Consider the following 20252-nt stretch of genomic DNA (forward strand, 5'->3'; position numbering starts at 1 on the left):
GTTTTCTATGTTGTACGGAGAGGAAAGAGAGCCGTTGAAGACGTTGGTTATCGCGGAAAAACCGGATATGGGCCGCAACATTGCCGCCGTCATCGAGCCCAAAGCTCAGAATAAACGCTCCTATCTTGAAGGAGAAAACTATATCATCACGTGGGCGATCGGGCACTTGATCGGTTTGGCGGAGCCCGACCTGTACGACGACAAATACAAGAAGTGGCGGTTCGGGGATTTGCCGATTATCCCGGACGATTTTAAGCTGCTTCCGAACCCGAGAACGAAGGATCAACTTCAGGTGATCGAGGATTTGGCGGCGCGGAGCGGCATGCTCGTGAACGCGTGCGATGCCGGGCGCGAGGGTCAGCATATTTTCTCCCTGATCGTCAGGCATCTGTCGCTCAAGCAACCTGTCAAGCGGCTATGGATCTCCGACCTTACGGCGGAGACGATTCGCAAAGGCTTCGACCAGTTGAAGGACAACACCGAATACGACAACTTGACGCAAGCGGCTCGCGCTCGCAGCGAAGCCGACTGGCTAATCGGGATGAACGGTTCGCGCGCGTTCACGACGAAGCACAACGAGCTGCTGTCCGTCGGACGCGTTCAGACGCCGGTGCTTGCGCTGATCTATGACAGGCAGAAGCAGATTGAAGCGTTCGATTCCTTGAAGTTCTACGATATTACGGGACTATTTAATCAAGGAGCGACGAACTACCGGGGCATCTGGCAAGGCGATCGGTTGACGGATCCGCAGAAGGCCGAAGCCATCGCCGTCAAGGTAAAAGGCAAGACGGGAACGATCGAGAGCTACGAGGTGAAGGATACGAAGGAGTATCCTTTTAAGCTGTACGATTTGACGTTGCTGCAGCGGGAGGCGAACGGGAAGTTCAGCTTTTCCGCCAAGAAGACGCTCGACGTCGCGCAAGCTCTCTACGAGAAGCACAAAGTCATCTCCTATCCGCGTACGAACTCGAACTACGTGAACGAGCAGAACATTCCGGAGATGCACAAGATTCTCGACAACATGCGGAGTTCCGCGGAATACGGGGACTACGTGAAGGATGCCAACAAGCGGCTCGTTTCCGTCAACAACAAGAACGTCTGCAATCCGGCGAAGGTCGAGGATCACCACGCGATCATGCCGACGATGAAGAAGCCGCAGGGCTTAAGTCCGGACGAGCGAAAGCTGTACGATCTGATCGTCAAAAGGTTCCTTTCCCACTTCTACCCGGCCGCGGAGTACAAGGTACATACGGTCATGACCGAGGTGGAGAAGGAGTCGTTCAAGACGACGGTGAAGCAGCTCTTGTCGCTCGGTTGGAAGGTGATTTACTCTGCCGACGCACCGACGAAGTCGACTTCCGCCAAGGATGGCGGCAAGGATAAGGAAGACGGCGGAAGCACGGCGGAGGACGAGGAGCTGGAAACGGACGCTCCGTTCGAGGTCGATGCGACGCAGCCGGTCGTTTGCTCGGACGTCGAGGTGAAGGAGAAGGAAACGCAGCCTCCGAAGCATTTTACGGAGGGGACGCTGCTGAAGGCGATGGAAAGCGCCGGCAAGCAGATCGAGGACGAGGAGCTTCGCGACGCGATGAAGGACTCGGGTCTTGGCACGCCGGCGACCCGCGCGGCGACGATCGAGAGGTTGAAGCAGGTCGGATATGTCGACATGCAAGGCAAGAGGATCGTTATCACGCCCAAGGGGCGGATGGCGATCGAGTTGATTCGCGGCGCGGGCATCGCGCTGCTGACCTCGCCGGAGATGACCGGCCAGTGGGAGCGGAGGCTGACCGAGATTTCGCGCGGACAAGCTTCCGCGGACACGTTCATGGGCAACGTGAAGAAGTTCACGTGGCAAATTATCGATAAGGTGAACGTTCAACGGCCTGCGGCCAAGAACGCGTTCGCGCGGCCGGAGCCTCCGGCGAAGGAATCTCGCGGGGGTAAGAAGAAGGCGGCGGGCGGTGGCGGGGGTGCCGGAGATGGCGGGTCGGCAACGGCAACCGCTAAGGCTCCTGCGAAGAAGAAAGCTTCCGCGGCGGTTAAGTCCTCCGCAAGCGCGTCGGCTTCGCAGCCTGCCGGAGAACCGAGCACGCTGGGCGTCTGCCCGAGCCCCGGCTGCGGCGGCCAGATCTTCATGGGTCGCAAAGGCTACGGATGTAGCCACTATAAGACGGGCTGCAAGTTCGTTATCTGGAAAGAAAGCTTGGGACGCACGCTCTCCGACGCCATGGTAAAGGCGCTGATCGAGAAGGGCAAAACCGGCAAGCTCAAGTTCGGCGGCAAAGACGGCGAAGAGCCTTACGAGGCGCGCATCGTACTGAACAACGACATGACCGGGGAGCTCGCGTTGGAACGAGGGTAGCAGCTTAGATGGGACAAGATAAATAAGTCGCTCCCAGCGTCTTACATGCACGGTTCGGCGGAATAGGCGGACGCGGATTATTTAGTGTTCTGGCAGAACCTTATGACGGCGAAATGAGCGGATACGAGGTAATTAGAGTTCTGGCAGAACCTTATATGGGCGAAATGGGCGGATGCGAGGTAGTTAGTTGTCTGGCAGAATCTTATTTCGGAGAACTGAGCGGATGCGAGGTAATTAGTGTTCTGGCAGAATCTTATTTCGGCGGACTCGCAGCGTGCAGTACGCTCGCAGCGTGCTGAATGGCCAAGCAGCGGAGTATTTATCATTTTGCAAAATGGATATCATTGGTATAAGTTATAGGAAGTTGAATCGCAAAATAAACGGGTGCTTGATGAAGTCAGGCTGAGATTGCGGCCCTATGCCGCTGACCGTCGATCTGATCTGGGTAATGCCAGCGTAGAGACACTTTTTGTCGAGCATCCGTGGATGCCATGCGCTAGCCTGCCCTCTCGAAGGGTAGGCTTTTCTATTATTCAGGACTCATTTTGCGTTCGACGAATCTGCGATTCGAGAGGAAGCGTTGAGACATGGCAAGCATCGGGAACGGAAATGGATAGCTCTTCACCGTTATGCAGTCCCGCTTCCCGTGCAAAGCATTCGTCGAACCCATCGGATCGCGGTAGCGATAGAGGCAAAACGATTTGCCGGGAATGCCGCACGGACTTATTATTATGTCATCGGATACTCGTACCATAATAAGGAGGCAACTACGATGATCATCATGAACGAGAAAATAAAAGCATCAGAGGTACAACTTACGGGAATGAACGGCGAGGATTTAGGAGTCGTGTCGAGGGACGAAGCGCTCGCGCTCGCACGTAAGCTGAAGGTAGATCTCGTGTGCACCTCGTTATTCAGCAGTCCTCCGCCATGCAAGCTGGTCGGGGCGGGAACGGCTAAGCAAGAGGCTACGAAAGAGAAGATTGATGCGAGGAAAAAAGATCAGCCTCTTAAGGTCAAAGAAATCCGGCTGACGGCGAGCATCGAGGAGCACGATTACGAAACGAAGCAACGCCAAGCCGAAAAGCTGCTGCAATCGGGCAACGCCGTTCAGCTGGTCGTGAAGATTACAGGCAAAGAAGGCCCCAAAGCGAAAGAATTGCTGGAACGGCTGCTTAAGGACCTAGCGGGCAGCGGTAAGAAGGAAACCGGAATACAAGTCAGCGGCAAACAAGCGGCCGTCCGGGTCAATCCGTCATAGACGGATGCCTGGCGGCCGCTTGTCGGCAACAATATGAGGCAGAGATCTTTATGCTTGTTGCGCAGGTGCTTTAAGCGCTACGGCGATCTGAGCTGCGACTTTCGCGTTGTGGTACACAAGTGCGATGTTCGTATCGAGACTGCGTCCGCCGGTCAATTCTTTCACGCGGGCGAGCAGGAACGGAGTTACTTTTTTGCCCGTGACGTTTTGCTCTTTGGCTTCGTTCAGCGCTTGTTGAATAACGCCTTCGATGTTCTCTTGCTCGAGCGCCGATTCCGCAGGAACCGGATTGGCGATTACCGCTCCGCCGTTCAGGCCGAGCTCCCATTTCTTGAGGAGAACGTCCGCTACTTGGGCAGGCTCGTCAAGTCGGAAGTCGACGCCATAGCCGCTCTCTCTTGCATAGAAGGAAGGGAATTCATCCGTTTTGTAGCCGACGACGGGAACGCCGTTCGTTTCAAGGAATTCAAGCGTGCGGCCGATATCGAGAATCGATTTGGCTCCCGCGCAGACGACGGCGACGTTCGTTTGTGCCAACTCGGTCAAATCGGCCGAGATATCCATCGTCGTTTCGCCTTCGCGATGCACGCCACCGATTCCGCCGGTCGCGAATACTTCGATTCCGGCGAGCGCTGCGCCGATCATCGTTGCGGCAACGGTCGTCGCGCCGATCTTGCCGGAGGAGAGGATATAAGGGAAGTCGCGACGGCTGACTTTCTCGACTTGTTTGGTCGTCGCGAACGCTTCGAGCTCTTGCTCGTTCAAGCCGATCTTGATCTTGCCGTCCATGATACCGATCGTTGCGGGAACGGCTCCGTTCTCGCGGATGATTTGCTCGACTTTGCGGGCCATTTCGATATTTTGCGGATACGGCATGCCGTGGGAGATGATCGTCGTCTCGAGGGCGACGATCGGTTTGCCTTGCTCGATCGCTTCGCGAACCTCATCGGTGAAAGTCAGGTATTGTTTATTTACGTTTGTCGGGTTCATTAGAATCTCTCCTTGGCTGTTTGTTGGAGCGTAGGCTCGTTAAGATCGGCGGATACGGATTCGGCGGTTTGCAGGGTCAAGTGAGAGGCCGCAATGCCGAATCGGCAGGCTTCCATGTAGGGCAGGTCTTGCAGAATTCCGTAAGCGACGCCGGCAACGAAAGCATCTCCCGCGCCGGTTACTTCGACGACTTCCGTCGGGATCGGCGGAATGAGGGCCGAGCCTTCATCGCCCGAATAGAACACGCCTCGTTCGCCGGCGGTGATGAAGACGTGCTGGACGCCCCGTTCGCGTATGGCTTGGGCTAGGGCGGCGAAATCGGGATCTTTGAACGAAGCGGGGTCCGCTCCGGCTAATTCGATCGCTTCCTCTAGATTCGGGAATATCGCGGTTACTCCCGCGAGATTACTCGGAAGCTTCTTGGCTTTCTCCGAGGACACGGGGTCGACGAAGAGCGGAAGCGAGCTTGCCTCGCATTGCTTTACCAGCTCGCCCAAACCGTCAGCGGACAAGTTGGCGTCCGCGATGACGAGCCTGGAAGCGGCGATGTGCGGCCACTTCTCCTGCAGCAGCTTGGAATCGAACTTGTCGTAGATGTCCATATCGGCGAAGGCAACGTACATCTCGCCGGTTTGGTCGAGAAAAGCGGTGTAAGTTCCCGTTTTCTCTTGAGGGAGCACTTGGCTAAGCGCGGTATCGACTCCCAGCTTCGCCGTCTCCTTCAGTACCCATTGCCCAGCTTGGTCATCTCCGACAACGGTTAGTAGCGAGACGGTACAAGCTAATCGGCCGAGATTTTCCGCGATGTTGCGGGCGACGCCTCCGCACGATTCCTGCACGTTCGCGGGATTGGAAGAGCCTGAGCGAATGGGACGCTTGCTCGTCGCTTTGCTGTCCAGGTTGGCGCCGCCGATGCACAGAACGGAATTCGCGGTCGCCATGACGTATGCCCGTCCGCGCAGGATGCCTCTCTTCGTCAGCGAGGCGATATAGCCGGCCACCGCGGATCTGGAGATCCCGACGCTGCTGGCGATCTCGTTCTGCGAGATGAAGGGATTATGGCGGATGAGGTCTAAAATTTGCTGTTCGCGATCCATTTCAGGCCCGCTCCTTTGTAGTTCATGTTCATCTGTATTGCTGTAACGCTAAACATAGCTTACTCCACTTTTGGACAAATGTCTACATACCAAACTTTTGTTTATTAACCTCTGGGAGGAAAAAGAGATATGCCTTATATTCCGGACAACATGGCACGGCGAATTCAAGCTGACGCGAACGAGAGAGGGCAGGGCGACGCCATAGCCCCTTCGATTATCGCTTATATGTACGAAGCGAAATTATTCAAGTTGTTCGTTCCGAGGGAGCTCGGCGGGGCGATGCTGCCTCTGCCCGAAGCCGTTAAGGTATTCGAGGAAGCTTCCCGAATCGATGGCAGCTTCGGCTGGCTCGCGACGATCGGCTCCGGCGGGGGATTTTTCTCGGCAACCCTCCCTCTGGAGCAGTCCAAGCTGATATTCGCGCCTGAGAAAGCGCTCGTAGCCGGAAGCGGGCACCCGAACGGCGTCGCCAAGCCGACGGAAGGCGGATACCTCGTAACCGGGCAATGGAAATATTGCAGCGGGGCACCCTATGCGAGCGTGTTCACCGCGAATTGCCGTATCGAAGGCACTCTTGGCGCAGAAGCCGTAATCCGATCGTTCGCTTTTCTTCCCGAGCAGGTAAACATCATACGCGATTGGAATGCGTTCGGACTGAAAGCGACGGAAAGCCATTCGATCGAAGTTTGTAATGTCTTCGTTCCTGCGGAGCGCACATTCGATATTATGAGCGATCCGCACTACGATGATCCGATTTTTAAATATCCGTTTATGCCGTTCGCTCAAACTTCCTTTGCGGCGGTCTGTCTTGGCATCTGCGGGCATTTCTTGGAGGAAGTCCGGGCATTCGCGGAGTCGCGTCGGGCAGATTGGTCGATCGGCCGTCCGGAAAGATTCGCGACTCTGTTGCGAACCGTCGAAGATCAAGCTATCGCGTTTGAACGGACAAAGGAACAGTTTCATGGAACGATGGAACGGACGTGGGTGGCATTCGTGGAAAACGACGGCGATATGAGTGAGGATCATCAGCGCGAAGTGTCGGACGTTTGTCAGGGTGTGGCTAGAAGTGTATTAGCATATACGCATATGTTAGTGCCATTGCTCGGCATGACCGTGTTGATGGAGGATCACCCGCTGAACCGAATTTGGAGAGATTTGCTCACGGCATCTCAACACTCGGTACTGGCTCCGGTATAATACAGGGAATCCGATGTAATGAGGAGTATTTATTGAGGAATACTTATGGGTTGGCGAAATCTTAATGTTATGGAGGGATACCCTAGATGGATTCGTTCAAAGCATTCGTAGTCGAGCGAGAAGGCGACATCGCCAAGAGCGGAATTCGCGAGTTTCGTTACGAGGAATTGCCTCCGGGCGAGCTGCTTATTCGCGTCTCGTATTCCAGCGTGAATTATAAAGATGCGTTAGCGTGCAGCCCCAAGGGCAACGTAGCGAAAATTAATCCGTTAGTTCCAGGAATCGACTTGGCGGGCGTCGTCGTCTCAACTGAGGATGCGGCATATGCCGAAGGCGACGAGGTGATCGTGACTAGCTATGGGCTTGGCGTTAGCCATTTCGGCGGTTATAGCGAGTATGCAAGAGTGCCGTCCGAGTGGGCGGTCATGCTCCCGAAAGGGCTGACGCTGAAGGAAGCGATGATCTATGGGACGGCGGGATTTACGGCGGGCATGTCCGTGCTGGCTTTGCGCGAGAACGGTATCGTTCCGGAGCGGGGGCCGGTTCTCGTCACGGGAGCCACGGGTGGCGTCGGAAGCGTATCGGTCGCTATTCTAGCCAAGCTAGGGTACGAAGTCGTAGCCAGTACGGGGAAAATGGATGCCGCTGACGAACTGATCGGATTAGGAGCTAACCGCGTGATCGACCGCGAAGAACTAGTTCCGCAGGTGTCGCGATCGTTGGATCGGCAACTATGGTCGGGCGCGGTCGATTGCGTAGGCGGAAAGACGCTGGCAACCGTACTGAGCACCCTGCACTACGGAGGGGCGGTGGCGGCAAGCGGCCTCACCGGCGGCACGGAACTGGCGACGACGGTATTCCCGTTTATTCTGCGGGGCGTGCGACTAATTGGTATCGATTCCGTCTTCGCTCCGATGGCAGAGCGGCGGCGGGTGTGGGAACTGCTCGCTTCGGAATACAAGCCCGAGGCGTTAAGCACGCTTAGCTCGGAGATCGGGTTGGACGAAGTGCCGTCCGCGCTTTCGGCGCTACTGGCCGGACAATCGCGTGGCCGGGTCGTCGTGAAGATTCGGGAGTAGGCCAAGAGGATCGCATTCTTAGTCCGGCGAAACCGAACTACAGCGTTTGGATCGGGTGGCAGCGAGTGTGCAGTCCGGCGAAACCGAACTACAGGGCTCAGATCGAGTGAAGGGGAGTGTGTAGTCCGGCGAAACCGAACTACAGAGCTCGGGTCGAGTGAATGGGAGTGTGTAGTTCGGCGAAACCGAATTACAGGTCTCGGCTCGGTTGAAAGCGAGTGTGCAGTCCGGCGCAACCGAATTACAGGGCTCGGCTCGGTTGAAAGCGAGTGTGCAGTCCGGCGAAACCGAACTACAGCGTTTGGATCGGGTGGCAGCGAGTGTGTAGTTCGGCGAAACCGAACTACAGGGCTCGGCTCGGTTGAAAGCGATTGTGCAATCAGGCGAAACCGAACTACAGTGCTCGGATCGAGTGAATGGGAGTGTTTAGTTCGGCGAAACCGAACTACAGTGCTTGGCTGGTTTGAATGCGAGTGTGTAGTCCGGAGAAACCGAAATGCGAGGCCGCCCGACACACTGCTGGCCTGCCCGTACCATCAAAAAAGAACGCCTGCATGGAGCGGATCGCGTACGATCCGCTCTGCAGGCGTCCTTTTCTTAGGCTTTCTCGATATCGACCCGGGTCGAGAAGAACGTCGCTCCGCCACCCATATCGGATAACCGTTGAGAAGTGAGCGAGTTAACGGCTTGCATGCCTTCGTTGCCCTGCTCCCACCATAATCCTTGGGTGACGAGGACGCCCGGCAGCACGTTGTTCGCGACCTTGACCGCTATGAAGCATTCACCGCGCTCGTTCCAGATGCGGACACGGTCACCTTGCTGCAGCCCTCGGGCGGCGGCGTCTTCGGCGTTCATGTCGGCGGTCGGTTGCTTTTCCAGCTTTTTCAATCGCTCCTGGTTGCCGAACGTGGAATTGATGAAGCTGTGGTTCGGTCCGGTTACGAGCAAGAACGGGAGTTCGTCCGGCTCTTTTATCGGAGTGTACTCCGGAACGGGAGGAAGCCCCGCGCGCAGCATCGCCTCCGAGTAAAGCTCGATTTTGCCGGAAGGCGTCGGGATACGGTCGGGGAACATAGAAGGTTTATCGAGCTTCATTTTCGCCCAGCCGTCCCGTTCCAGATCCTCGTACGTCAATCCGTTCAAGAAAGGCGTGCTCCGATCCAATGCTTGCCTGATCATATCCTCTTCCGTAATATCGAACACTTCGGGCTCGAAGCCCATGCGCAATCCGAGCTCCTTAAACAGCGTGAAGTTGGACTTGCACTCGCCCATCGGCTCGATGATCGGTTCGTGCAATTGAAGATATAAGTGCCAGTAGGATGAGAACAAATCCCGATTCTCGAAATGGCTCGTCGCCGGGAGAACGATATCCGCGTACTTGCAAGTGTCCGTAAGGAATAAATCGTGAACGACGGTGAAAAGATCGTCCCGCATCAAGCCCTTGCGTACTTGGTTCTGATCCGGGGCGACGACCGCGGGATTGCTGTTGTAGACGAACAAGAAATCGACGGAAGGTTCGGCCTTCATTAACGCTTCGCCCAGCCTGTTCATGTTGATCGAGCGGACGTTCTTATCCGGCATGAGATCCGGACGCTCCAGCTTATAGCTGTTTACCGCCGAGTAGTAGCCGTTTCCCTTAAGAGCTCCGCCGCCGAGAATGCCCCATTGGCCGGTCAGCGCCGGCAAACAGACGATCGCCCGCACGGCCATGCCGCCGTTATCATGGTGCTGCAAGCCGTTGCCGATACGGATATACGAAGGCGATGCGCTACCGTATTCCCGAGCGAGCTTGACGATCGCCTCCGCCGGAATACCCGTAATCTGCGATACGCGCTCCGGCGGATAATTTTCCGCTTGGGCGACGAGCTCTTCGTAACCTTTGGCGTATTTCTCGAGAAAAGCCAAGTCCGTCATGCCTTCCTTGATAAGCACGTGCATCATTCCGAGCGCGAGCGCCGTATCCGTTCCCGGCAGGATCGGAATGAATTCGTCGGCCCATACGGAAGTACGGTTGCGGTGAACGTCGATATGGACGATCTTCGCGCCGCGCTTGCGGGCTTCGTTTAAGTAGATGACCTGATGCATGTTCGTCGAGACGAGATTGCAGCCCCAGACCAGAACGTATTTCGAATGGACCGTATCCTCGGGATCGATCCCGGCGGAGGCGCCCATCGTATATTTGTAGCCGGCGGAACCGGCGGCGTTGCAGATGGTCCGCTCGAGCTGGCTGGAGCCAAGTCGATGGAAAAAACGCCGGTCCATGCCTTCGGCGTTCAGAATCCCCATGTTGCCGTAGAAACTATAAGGAAGAATCGCTTCCGCGCCTTTGCTCTCGATCGTATCGGTTAGCCGTTTGGCGATCTCGCTATAAGCTTCTTCCCAACTGATCCGCTCGAATTCCTGCGTGCCCTTCGGGCCGACTCTTCTCATCGGATGCAGCAGCCTATCGGGATGGTAAACCCGTTCGTTCAGATTGCGAACTTTGTTGCAGATCGCGCCTTTGGTTACCGGATGGTCCGGATTCCCGTCGATGGACACGATGACTCCTTGCTCCATTTTTACGTGTAAGCTGCAAGTGTCGGGGCAGTCGAAGGGACAGACCGACCGGACGATCTTAGGTTGAGTTGCCGACATGCTTCTCTTCACGCTCCCGTCTCTATCTCTACAGCCAGTATACCGCAAAAATTTCCGCAAGAATAAATTCCGATCCCATGGTTATCCTATTCCCAGTAGCGTCTTTCCATATTTAATGCGCTGCTGGGTTTGCTTTACGGAAAAGGGAGTTGTGCGCATGAAGACTTAATCGTTAAGAAAAGGAGATTCGATTTGCTTTTTATTAGGGAACCTGTTATAGTGAAAACTATCGAAATCGTGACCTGGATTCACAAAATGGAAAGGGTTATTATTTTGTAGAACGTAACCCTTTTCATTTTGTGGATTTTTTATTCGTATGAATAAAAAAGTTCATGAGGCAATAGAAGTTGGAGGTGAATTACATGCAAACAGGTACAGTGAAATGGTTCAATGCAGACAAAGGCTTCGGTTTCATCGAGGTTGAAGGCGGCAACGACGTATTCGTGCATTTCAGCGCGATCACGGGTGAAGGCTTCAAAACTTTGGACGAAGGACAACGCGTTCAATTCAACGTGGTACAAGGCAACCGCGGACCACAAGCGGAGAACGTTGTTAAACTGTAAATCCAGTACAAAAATGCCCTTAACGGTTAGTTAAGGGCATTTTTTTTGGTTATGCTAAATGGCAAAAGGGGGTTCGTCCATGTACTCAAGGAAAAAGGCAGTTGAAGAAATTCCTGAAGAAATGACGGCGATCTGGTCCTGTACGAGCGAGGGTTGTAACGGCTGGATGCGGGATAACTTCGCATTCGAGACGACGCCGACTTGCGGGATCTGCCACACGCCGATGGAAAGCGGAACGAGGATGCTTCCTCAGCTAGTCAACACCAGCAGGGAGCAGAAATCCGCCCGAAAAGGCGTTTCAATCGGATAACCCAAACCAAGATCATGCAAGAAGACACCGCGAGAGGTGTCTTTTTTCTTTTCGGATGACCTTCTTAATGATGCAAAAAAGCCTCCGGCCTGTCTACGCGACCAAGCCGGGGCTTTTTTTGTGTTTGTTTCGAGGCCTATGCTTTTTTCTTCGCGACCGAGAAAATAACGGTTTTAGAGGCCGAGTCGACGATAATCTCTACCGCGTCGTCTCCGATCTGAACTTGTTTGGAGGCAACCTTCGTTCCGGCGCCGACGTTGACGCACACTTCGGTGAACCATTTATTGAAGGTGGCGGCGTTATAGCCGAACAAGAAGTTCGCGAACGTATCGACGGCTTCCTGGTTGCGGGCCAACGCGCCGTCGCGCAATCGAATCGTGATGCCGTAAGTATTGTATTGAGGGTCCAACCAGAGAGCGACCTCTTCTTGCGGCTTGACCGATCCGGTAGAAAGAGCGAGGACGTTGTCCTTTTCCTTCTGGTCCTTGAACAAGCGAAGCGTCGTATCCGCGAGCTCGTGATTGGAGCCGCGGAGCTGCCCGGCTTGCTTCAGGACGTCGTAGGCGTCTCGCATCCGTTGATCGGGGAATACGATGACCTTGGTTCCTCCGCCTTGCGTCGGCACGGAAAGCTGCAGCTTATCGGAAGAGGAAATCTTAACCGGAATCCGTTTCGTCTTATCGGTCAGACGGTTCAAGAGCACGAGAGCTTGCGCGCGGGTGACCTTGTCCCCGACGCCGAAGAAGCCATTCGGATAACCTTGCATGATTCCCTTGGCCAATGTTTCGGCAATGAACTTCTGCTCGCGATCGGTTGCGCTCATTAGATCGCCGTATGCTTTGGCCAATTGTTGGCTAAACTGGCTATCTTCCAGAAACTCGGTTTCCTGAAGCGTGTAATAGATGACTTCCGCGACGTTCTCCCGCGTCATGTCGCCCGAGAAGTCGCTATAGCGGCTCTTGTTCAGGAAATGCAGATCGCTTGCGACGTCGATAAAGGGTTTGGCCCAATAGCCGACGGTCGAAGGCTTGAACGTGTAATATCGGTAGTCCTGTTTAAGTATGGTCTGGTTATCCACGCTTAAGGATTGAAGGAAGGCGGAGTTCCAGCTTCTTTCCCCGTTCTGATGAAGATCCGTATAGCTCAGAATGAGCATCTTAATGAATTGGTCGACTTTTACGGGTTGATCGGGTTGGAAAGTCCCGTTCGGGTATCCGTCGAGAATGCCTTTGTTCACCATCTCCACGATGGTTTTTTCGGCCCAATGGCCTTTGATGTCCGAGAATGGCGATGTTTTTTGTTGTTGCGCGTAGATGGTGCCGGAGTTGCACAAGAACGCGACGAGAATGACGAATAGGGTCCAGCGACGCATGAGGGGCCTCCCGAATAGGATTTGCCGAATAGTCGGCTTTAATAGCTAATCACAATCGGGATAATGTTGGAAACCGCCGGGATGACTAAACAGTCGGGACGCGCCGACGGACTTAAGGCGTGATTCCTAGTGGGTCCTGGGGCATGCGAACCACGCCGGACGCGAACTTTAAGGGGATTTGAGGGTTCGTGAAGCTATACGTATAGGCTTCGATTCGCATTTTCAATTCACGTCCATTCCTTTCAAAGTAAGGAGGTGAAAGGGCGTATGGTCATATTTCTGTCAATTTCGTGCTTAAAGGTTATGTAAAAAGTTACATTAGGTAAGGACGAACCTTATTCGAAAGAGTATAATAATTAAGCTGAGAGAAAGGGTGGGAAAGTTGCAGGGATTGAGAAACAAACTGTCGCCGCTGAGCGCGGTAGTGTGGACGCAATTTTTAAGCGCGTTCGCGGATAATCTTAATTTTTTCCTCATCGTCGGGATGGTCAAAAGACAAGGCGCGTCAGATCCGGACGGGACGGTTACATACATTCAAATGGCGTTCTTGATCGCGTATGTCGTGTTGGCTCCGATCGTCGGCGCCTTCGCGGACAAGAAGGCAAAAATGCACGTCTTGTTGAGCGGGAATATGCTGAAGGCGATGGGGATTTTCCTGTTGCTCTTAGGCGTGCCTCCAGCGATCTGTTATTTTTTCGTCGGAGTCGGGGCCGTCGTGTATTCCCCGGGCAAGTATGGAATTCTATCGGAATTAACGGGTAACGAGAGGGAACTGTTACGGGCGAACGCCCAAGTGGAAGGGTCTACGATTCTAGCGATTTTATTGGGTACGGTGGCTGGGGGATTCCTGGCCGCGCATTCCGACCTTCCGGCTATTCTCGTTTGCTTGATCATCTATTTATTATCGCTAGGCATGACCTTCGTCGTTCCCGTACGGCAAGGGAATCCGAATATTCGTTACGGACGCGCGGCGGGGCAGTTTTTCCGCGACGTGGCCAAGCTGTTCGGTAACCGCAGAAGCCGATTTTCGTTGCTCGGGACAGGGGCGTTCTGGCTCACCGCATCCGTGCTGCGAATTGCGCTGATCGCATGGCTGCCGTTAAATCTGGGTATCGTGGATACGGACCAGCAGTCGATGATTATCGGGGTTACCGCGCTAGGCGTCGTCGGCAGCGCTTGGCTCACGCCCAAGCTTGTGCCAGAAGGCAAGCTATATCGGGGATATTTCTACGGAATCGCGATGGTGTGCGCCGTGATGGCGGCGAACTTCACCGATCAGCTATGGTTGACGGTGACGCTGTTGTTCATTACGGGGGTTATGGGGGGCATCTTCCTTATCCCGCTGAACACGATGCTCCAAGAGGAAGGGAAATCCGCCATCGGTTCCGGACGGACGATCGCCGTCCAGAACTTCGTAGAGAACTCGCTGACGGTGATCGGATTGTTCCTTTATCTGATGCTTCGGCAGATGGAAGTTCCCGTCAACCATTCGGTTATCGGAATCGGTATCGTGCTCACCGTGTTCTTCCTCTATCTAGCTACGCAGATCGGAGCGGTGAGGGCAAGTTATTCCCGCAAGGATATGACGTGAACGACCTGAGCGTCCGCGTTAATCTTAATGATGGAATGGCCGGAGTCGTATTCGGCCGTACCTTGCCCGACTTCCGTCGTGTTCTCTGTTCCGAGCACGTAGAACAAGTCGTCGGCGAGCGTACGGGTACACACGTCCCTTTCGTCATTGCTAAGGCCTGCCCAGTCTTCGTCGTTCATCTCGAACGCTTCGTAAAATCTCGGAACCGTCGATAAGGCACGGGACAGATCGTCCAGAATGTGATCGTACGATCTAGAATAGGAAATCGCCATCGGGGGTAACCCCTTTCAAGTTTTGTTTCATTATACGCGAGGCATCGCTCTTAATCCAACCATTAGGGCAACTTCCTTCAGGTTGCACTTTAACATGGAGTTTACATTCGTTATAATAGATAAGGTTCTGGGGGTGAATAGCATGAAGTTTTCTAGGCTCGGAAGTTGGCTGTCGAAGCCGTTTATCTTTTTCACCATCCTGATGGTCTTAAAGATATTTTTAGCTCGTTACGTCGTATTCGAAAATTCGTCCATATGGCTGCAGTTAGCCACAGGAATACCTTCGATATGGGTGCTGTTCTGTTTGATCGAATGGCTGGCGCCGCGCAGGAAGTTCGGCGTATACTTGACCGTCAATCTGATTCTGACATCGGTCTTCTTCGCTGTCATTATGTATTATAAGTACTTCGGAGTTATCGTCACGTATCATGCGCTGCAACAGGTGGGCCAAGTGACGGAAGTCAAAGGAAGCGTCTTTTCCTTGCTTCATCCGTATTTTCTATTCATTTATACCGATGTCGTCGCATTTCTGCTTTTGTTATTCAGTCGTCGCTTCCGCACGTGGGGGAAATCGCTGGCCGTTCGCGAATCGAACGTGCTTATCTCGGCGCTGTTTGTCGTATCGGCTGCCGTTAGCGTCATGAACGTATGGATTCACCGCGACAGCATCAACGAGTTGAAGCAAGCGGAAAATATGGGCATCTTGAATTACGAGGTTTATGCGATCATTGCCAGCGCGACGGAAAAGGTCGAAGATCCGAGTAACGTCACGGCGGAAGCGATCGCCGATCTCAAAGGCTACCAAGAGCCGAATAATCCGTTATATTGGGCGAAAGCCAAAGGACGCAACGTCATTGTTATCCAGGTCGAAGCCGAGCAGAATTTCCTGCTGAACCGGACGATCGACGGCAAGGAAATTACGCCGGTCATGAACAGACTGACGAAAGAACATTTCTACTTTCCGCATTTCTACCAGCAGGTCGGTCAAGGCAACACCTCCGATGCGGAGTTCGTCGTAAACACATCGTTCTATATTCCGCAGCACGGAGCGGCGGCTCAGGATTACGGCAAAAAAGCGCTCCCGAGCATGCCGAAATTACTGGAGGAGAACGGTTACCAGACGGCTACGTTCCATACGAACGATGTCCAATTCTGGAATCGTAAAGAGCTGTACTCGGCGCTAGGCTTCCAGAAATACTATGACGCCAAATTTTTCGGAGACGACGACGTCGTGTTCTTCGGCTCGTCGGACGAGGTGCTGTACAACAAGACGGCGGACGAAATGCTGAAGATGAGCCAGTCCGGCCAACCGTTCTATTCCCAAGTGATCTCGATGTCTTCGCATCATCCATTCGATATACCGGAGCGGAAAATCCGTTTCGAGCTTCCGGAAAGATATCAGAACACGCTTGTCGGAGACTACATTCAAGCGCAGAATTACGCGGATTACTCGCTGGGACTGTTCATAGATAAGCTGAAGCAAAATGGTCTCTGGGACAAATCCGTAATCGTTATTTACGGGGACCACATGGGACTGCCGATTTACTCGCTCACCGATCACGAGAAGAGTCTGATGGAAGAGCTGTATGACCGGCCTTATCAGTTCCCGGAAATGATGAACATTCCCTTGATGATTATCGCGCCGGGCATCGACGAGCCGAAGGTATTCACGCAAACGGGCGGACAAGTCGATTTATTCCCTACGATCGCCAACCTATTGGGCGTAAGTATGCAAAATCATATTCATTTCGGGCAGGACATCTTGAACGTTACCCATAATCTTTTGCCGCAACGTTATTACTTGCCTTCCGGGTCATTCATTAACGACAATGGCATTTTCGTTCCGGGGCTTGATTTCAAGGACGGAACGAACTATCCGTTCGACGGCAATAAACCCGCGGAGACCGATTCGACGATTGATGAATATAATCGAGCGTTGGCGCTTCTGAAATTGTCGGACAGCTATGTCAGCGGTTTACCCAAGTACTAATTAGCGTTTCGGCACGATAAAATAGGAAAAGGGGGGCCTAACGTGATCATAGAGAAAATGAAAAAGCTAGACTGGCGAAAATACGCTCCGTTGTTATGGATGCTTATTTTTCCGGTACTCGGCCTAATGTACGCATGGACGAATACGACGGAGAACCGGGAAGTGTATCAATTGGTTACCGCCGTGGATGAATCCATCCCGTTCATTAAAGCGTTCGCGTTGCCTTATTCCATCTGGATTTTCTACATTTATGTTTGTGTGGTTTATTTCTTCAAGAAGGACGTTAACGTGTATTACCGGGCGCTAATGACCTATGCCGTATCCGCCATGATCTGTTACTTGATCTACTCGGTATTCCAAACCCACGTGCCTCGTCCGGTAGTGACGGGCAACGATCCGATTTCCGAACTCATGCGTTACATCTATAACCGGGATCAGCCGTTTAACTGCTTCCCAAGCATTCATTGCTTCTCCAGTTACATGGTGATGAGAATGATCTGGACGAGCTCGTTCCGCAACAAGTGGAACGTTACGCTGATAACGGGGATGTCCAGTCTTATCATTATGTCCACCTTGTTCGTGAAGCAACACGTCATTCTGGATGCTTTGGCCGGAATTTTCCTCGTGGAAGTCGTCACTGCCTCGATGATTCTAATCGAACGCAGGTTGAAATTGGCACGCAAGCCTCAGAAGAGCAGTATCGGTGCTTAACCGGACGGCGTCGAACGAAAAAGGCAGATGAAGTTAGCGGGTTTACCCTGCCGACTTCATCTGCCTTTTTCATATCGATATAGCCCTGAAGGTTATGCCAAGTATTGCTCGCACAGCCGACGGAATTGTTCTTTGATTTGTTCCGTTGAATATCCCTTTTCTTGCTTCATGTGGAAATATCCGATCGGAGACATGGAACAGATTAACGCATGAGCGGCCATCTCGGGATCGGCCGCGTGTTCTTTGGTCGCGTGAATTTCGGCGAATATCGAGGCCATCTTGTCCCGGAAATAGCGATACATCGGGGTGTGAAAGAAATTACCTCGTTCATCCTCGCACGACATTTTGGATTCCATGGCGACGATCAATCCGAATTTCTCCTCGATGGCGTCGATCCATTTGTTCATAATTCCGGAAAGGCGATCGAGCGCGGGCAGAGATTGACTGCTTACGAGAAGCTCGTCGATCTCGTCCGTCAGCTGCTTCGCGTATTCTTGAAGCATATCCATGCAGAGATCGCCTTTATGGGCGTATCTGCGGTATAGGGTCGCTTGTCCGATGCCGGCCGTCTTGGCGATTTGATGCATGCTTACCGGTTGGACGCCGTGTTTGTCGAATAGTTGGAGGGCTGTTTGCAGAATGAGCTTGCGATGCTCTATAGCATCCTTGCGTTCACGGCGAATGGACATGTTATAGCCACCTCGCTTTACATAGAAATGACGTTTCTTTTGTTGACATCCGGACAATTGTCCGGTAAGATCGTGGTTAAACGGACAATTGTCCGTTTAGTGTACGGAGTTGCCTTTTTAGGACCCATATGTCTACATTGTACCGCTAACGCGAAGGGCGGTCAACGGACGAGAGAGGTTGCGAAAAGGCGGGTCCTTTTAATCGGATAGGAGGAATAATAAATGTCTTCGAAAGCTGCAACACCCGCATCGACGGAAGCGCCGTTTTCCATGCGCAGCATTCTCGGTCCGCTGATTGCGATCGTCGTCGGTATTTTCATGGTTATTTTGGATGGTACGGCCGTTAACGTCGCGCTTCCCAAGCTTACTCAAGAGTTTCATCTGCTTAATCTCTCGTTGGTGCAATGGACCGTTATCGGATATGCGTTAGCGCAAGCCGCGGTCATTCCGCTAGCGGGTTGGTTGTCGGATCGATTCGGCGCCAAGAAAATTTTCTTGATCTCGGTCGGCTTGTTTACGATCGGATCCGGATTGTGCGCAACGGCGAACTCGGTCGAATTGCTCATTACTTACCGTATCATTCAAGGGGCTGGCGGAGGAGTCGTTATTCCGATCGCCATGGCCTTCATTTATCGTCTGTCTCCGCCTAGCAAGGTCGGAGCAGTCATGGGAATGATGGGTATCCCGATTCTGCTCGGTCCGGCGCTTGGACCGGTCGTCGCGGGATGGCTCGTCGAGTACCACTCTTGGCAATGGATTTTCTTGATCAACCTGCCTATCGGCGTCATCGGAATCCTTCTCGGAATTCGCACGTTGCCTAACATTCAGCGCCAATCGGTGGCCGGACTAGATCTGTTGGGCATGATTCTCGGGCCGTTGGCTTTCGCCGCTCTTGTATACGGAGTATCGCAAGGCGGAGTCGACGCGACGACCGGCAAATCGACTTGGCTCGACGCGACGACCTTAATCGGTTCCGGAGTCGGAATCGTGGCGTTGATCTTGTTCGTTATCGCCGAGCTTCGTCGGAGTAACCCATTGCTGGAGCTTCGCGTTTTCCGTTCGGGTAACTTCACCAAAGGAATTATCGTGCAATGGATTTCGCAGATCGCGATGTTCGGCACGATGTTCATGGTTCCTCTGTTCTTGCAGCAGGCTCATGGATACAGCCCACTTAAAACCGGTCTGATCATGTTGCCGCAAGCTTTGGCTTCCGGATTGTTCATGCCGATCGGGGGCAAATTGTCCGATAAATTCGGAGCTCGTCCTCTCGTTATCGCGGGTATGGCGCTTACGACGGTATCGGCGTTGCTGCTCTCCAACATCACAGCGACTTCCGGAGACATGGCGGTTATGATTCCTCTCGCGTTGCTGGGAGCCGGCATGGGATTGTTCATGATGCCGCTGAATAACCACCTGATCCAATCCGCTCCGCAGAATCTCGTAGGGCGCGTTACTTCCCTTACGAACGCGGCGCAACAGGTCATGATGTCCTTCGCCATCGCGATCCTGACGACGCTAATGGCAACGAAGATGAACGGCCTGAAAGAAGAGATGGCGAGAACGGGCGAACAGAAAACCGTCCCTGAGCTCTTTGCTTCTTCCTTCGGCTACACGTTCCTCATCCTGCTAGGCATCGCGATCCTCGGCGGCGTACTCGGCCTCATGCTGAGCAAACCGAAGAAAATCGAAGGCCAAGAAGGTTCAGGAGCGGAAGTTCCCGTATTCGTCGGACACTAAGCTGCGTAAATCAAAGAGTCGGCTCCGCTTCGGCGGGGCTGGCTTTTTTTTGTTATTTTAAAATTGGACGACCCCCGCGGACGAGTCCGACGGGGGTCTGAATATTGAAGCGCAACCGCGCGATTCATCCTGATTTCACTTCCACGAAAACAACGATAGCCCTACCTCTCCATCGTTCTTGCGGCTCCGAGGCCGCGCCAGTGAGAATTCGTGTTCCTTCCAGCAGCCAATCTGAGATTTTAATAAGGAATGTGTGGGAAAACGGAGGAATATTACCCTTTAATGAGGAAAAACCTGAGGGTTACTACTTCTACAATATTTCATTATATCGGATGTTCTAATAAATGTCAAATGATCTGTACCAAGGGAATTGATGGTATACTCTTAATCGAAATCC

General features: G+C 53.3%; 16 protein-coding genes. 10 read left to right on the plus strand and 6 right to left on the minus strand.

Annotated features, from left to right (window positions below; all coding sequences use genetic code 11):
- The first annotated feature begins 34 nt into the window (after nt 1–34).
- Both D7Z26_RS19840 and infC read left to right on the plus strand, forming a co-directional pair.
- A complete protein-coding gene (locus tag D7Z26_RS19840; protein WP_120978851.1) occupies nt 35–2362 on the plus strand; it encodes a type IA DNA topoisomerase in 2328 nt (775 codons plus the stop codon).
- A 772-nt stretch (nt 2363–3134) separates the two neighbouring features.
- A complete protein-coding gene (gene infC, locus D7Z26_RS19845; protein ID WP_120978750.1) occupies nt 3135–3623 on the plus strand; it encodes a translation initiation factor IF-3 in 489 nt (162 codons plus the stop codon).
- 48 nt (nt 3624–3671) lie between these two features.
- Here infC and D7Z26_RS19850 read toward each other — a convergent pair whose 3' ends face one another.
- Both D7Z26_RS19850 and D7Z26_RS19855 read right to left on the minus strand, forming a co-directional pair.
- Nucleotides 3672–4613, minus strand: a complete 942-nt coding sequence (locus tag D7Z26_RS19850; protein WP_120978751.1) for a pseudouridine-5'-phosphate glycosidase — start codon at nt 4611–4613, stop codon at nt 3672–3674.
- Complete coding sequence (locus tag D7Z26_RS19855; protein WP_120978752.1) at nt 4613–5710, minus strand: carbohydrate kinase; 1098 nt, start codon at nt 5708–5710, stop codon at nt 4613–4615. Before D7Z26_RS19855 ends, D7Z26_RS19850 begins: the two co-directional genes overlap by 1 nt.
- A 129-nt stretch (nt 5711–5839) precedes the next feature.
- On the opposite strand from D7Z26_RS19855, the gene D7Z26_RS19860 reads away from it, so the two are divergent.
- The gene (locus D7Z26_RS19860) at nt 5840–6907 is read left to right on the plus strand and encodes an acyl-CoA dehydrogenase family protein (RefSeq protein ID WP_120978753.1); all 1068 of its coding nucleotides are present in this window, start codon (nt 5840–5842) and stop codon (nt 6905–6907) included.
- 86 nt (nt 6908–6993) lie between these two features.
- Nucleotides 6994–7986 (plus strand): oxidoreductase, encoded by a 993-nt coding sequence (locus D7Z26_RS19865; protein ID WP_120978754.1) that lies wholly within the window; start codon nt 6994–6996, stop codon nt 7984–7986.
- A 597-nt stretch (nt 7987–8583) separates the two neighbouring features.
- Here the strand turns inward: D7Z26_RS19865 and D7Z26_RS19870 are convergent.
- A complete protein-coding gene (locus D7Z26_RS19870; RefSeq protein ID WP_120978755.1) occupies nt 8584–10620 on the minus strand; it encodes a molybdopterin-containing oxidoreductase family protein in 2037 nt (678 codons plus the stop codon).
- A gap of 362 nt (nt 10621–10982) precedes the next feature.
- Between D7Z26_RS19870 and D7Z26_RS19875 the strand changes: the two genes are divergently transcribed.
- Entirely contained in the window at nt 10983–11183 is a 201-nt protein-coding gene (locus tag D7Z26_RS19875; RefSeq protein ID WP_041059099.1) for a cold-shock protein, read from the plus strand.
- Between the two features lie 79 nt (nt 11184–11262).
- Nucleotides 11263–11493, plus strand: a complete 231-nt coding sequence (locus D7Z26_RS19880; RefSeq protein WP_120978756.1) for a cold-shock protein — start codon at nt 11263–11265, stop codon at nt 11491–11493.
- A 136-nt stretch (nt 11494–11629) separates the two neighbouring features.
- Here the strand turns inward: D7Z26_RS19880 and D7Z26_RS19885 are convergent, their stop codons facing one another.
- On the minus strand, nt 11630–12865 hold the full coding sequence (locus tag D7Z26_RS19885; RefSeq protein ID WP_120978757.1) for an S-layer homology domain-containing protein: 1236 nt from the start codon (nt 12863–12865) through the stop codon (nt 11630–11632).
- A 391-nt stretch (nt 12866–13256) separates the two neighbouring features.
- Between D7Z26_RS19885 and lplT the strand changes: the two genes are divergently transcribed.
- The gene (gene lplT / locus D7Z26_RS19890) at nt 13257–14456 is read left to right on the plus strand and encodes a lysophospholipid transporter LplT (protein WP_158602381.1); all 1200 of its coding nucleotides are present in this window, start codon (nt 13257–13259) and stop codon (nt 14454–14456) included.
- On the opposite strand, the gene D7Z26_RS19895 is transcribed toward lplT, so the two are convergent.
- Nucleotides 14432–14728, minus strand: coding sequence for a hypothetical protein (locus tag D7Z26_RS19895; RefSeq protein WP_120978759.1), 297 nt, complete (start codon nt 14726–14728; stop codon nt 14432–14434). The genes lplT and D7Z26_RS19895 overlap by 25 nt on opposite strands.
- 142 nt (nt 14729–14870) lie before the next feature.
- Here D7Z26_RS19895 and D7Z26_RS19900 point away from each other — a divergent pair, with 142 nt between their 5' ends.
- Nucleotides 14871–16718, plus strand: a complete 1848-nt coding sequence (locus D7Z26_RS19900; RefSeq protein ID WP_120978760.1) for an LTA synthase family protein — start codon at nt 14871–14873, stop codon at nt 16716–16718.
- Between the two features lie 42 nt (nt 16719–16760).
- On the plus strand, nt 16761–17429 hold the full coding sequence (locus D7Z26_RS19905; RefSeq protein WP_120978761.1) for a phosphatase PAP2 family protein: 669 nt from the start codon (nt 16761–16763) through the stop codon (nt 17427–17429).
- Nucleotides 17430–17521: 92 nt separating this feature from the next.
- On the opposite strand, the gene D7Z26_RS19910 is transcribed toward D7Z26_RS19905, so the two are convergent.
- Nucleotides 17522–18118, minus strand: a complete 597-nt coding sequence (locus tag D7Z26_RS19910) for a TetR/AcrR family transcriptional regulator (RefSeq protein WP_120978762.1) — start codon at nt 18116–18118, stop codon at nt 17522–17524.
- Between the two features lie 222 nt (nt 18119–18340).
- Between D7Z26_RS19910 and D7Z26_RS19915 the strand changes: the two genes are divergently transcribed.
- The gene (locus D7Z26_RS19915) at nt 18341–19855 is read left to right on the plus strand and encodes an MDR family MFS transporter (protein WP_120978763.1); all 1515 of its coding nucleotides are present in this window, start codon (nt 18341–18343) and stop codon (nt 19853–19855) included.
- The last annotated feature ends 397 nt before the right edge of the window (nt 19856–20252 follow it).

The organism is Cohnella endophytica (assembly GCF_003628305.1).
Classification (GTDB): Bacteria; Bacillota; Bacilli; order Paenibacillales; family Paenibacillaceae; genus Cohnella; species Cohnella endophytica.

Excerpts from the sequence above, each read along its gene's own strand:
- infC (WP_120978750.1), top strand. The coding sequence starts at position 3,135 with ATGATCATCATGAACGAGAAAATAAAAGCATCAGAGGTACAACTTACG.
- D7Z26_RS19850 (WP_120978751.1), bottom strand. The coding sequence starts at position 4,613 with ATGAACCCGACAAACGTAAATAAACAATACCTGACTTTCACCGATGAG.
- D7Z26_RS19855 (WP_120978752.1), bottom strand. The coding sequence starts at position 5,710 with ATGGATCGCGAACAGCAAATTTTAGACCTCATCCGCCATAATCCCTTC.
- D7Z26_RS19860 (WP_120978753.1), top strand. The coding sequence starts at position 5,840 with ATGCCTTATATTCCGGACAACATGGCACGGCGAATTCAAGCTGACGCG.
- D7Z26_RS19865 (WP_120978754.1), top strand. The coding sequence starts at position 6,994 with ATGGATTCGTTCAAAGCATTCGTAGTCGAGCGAGAAGGCGACATCGCC.
- D7Z26_RS19870 (WP_120978755.1), bottom strand. The coding sequence starts at position 10,620 with ATGTCGGCAACTCAACCTAAGATCGTCCGGTCGGTCTGTCCCTTCGAC.
- D7Z26_RS19875 (WP_041059099.1), top strand. The coding sequence starts at position 10,983 with ATGCAAACAGGTACAGTGAAATGGTTCAATGCAGACAAAGGCTTCGGT.
- D7Z26_RS19880 (WP_120978756.1), top strand. The coding sequence starts at position 11,263 with ATGTACTCAAGGAAAAAGGCAGTTGAAGAAATTCCTGAAGAAATGACG.
- D7Z26_RS19885 (WP_120978757.1), bottom strand. The coding sequence starts at position 12,865 with ATGCGTCGCTGGACCCTATTCGTCATTCTCGTCGCGTTCTTGTGCAAC.
- D7Z26_RS19895 (WP_120978759.1), bottom strand. The coding sequence starts at position 14,728 with ATGGCGATTTCCTATTCTAGATCGTACGATCACATTCTGGACGATCTG.
- D7Z26_RS19900 (WP_120978760.1), top strand. The coding sequence starts at position 14,871 with ATGAAGTTTTCTAGGCTCGGAAGTTGGCTGTCGAAGCCGTTTATCTTT.
- D7Z26_RS19910 (WP_120978762.1), bottom strand. The coding sequence starts at position 18,118 with ATGTCCATTCGCCGTGAACGCAAGGATGCTATAGAGCATCGCAAGCTC.
- D7Z26_RS19915 (WP_120978763.1), top strand. The coding sequence starts at position 18,341 with ATGTCTTCGAAAGCTGCAACACCCGCATCGACGGAAGCGCCGTTTTCC.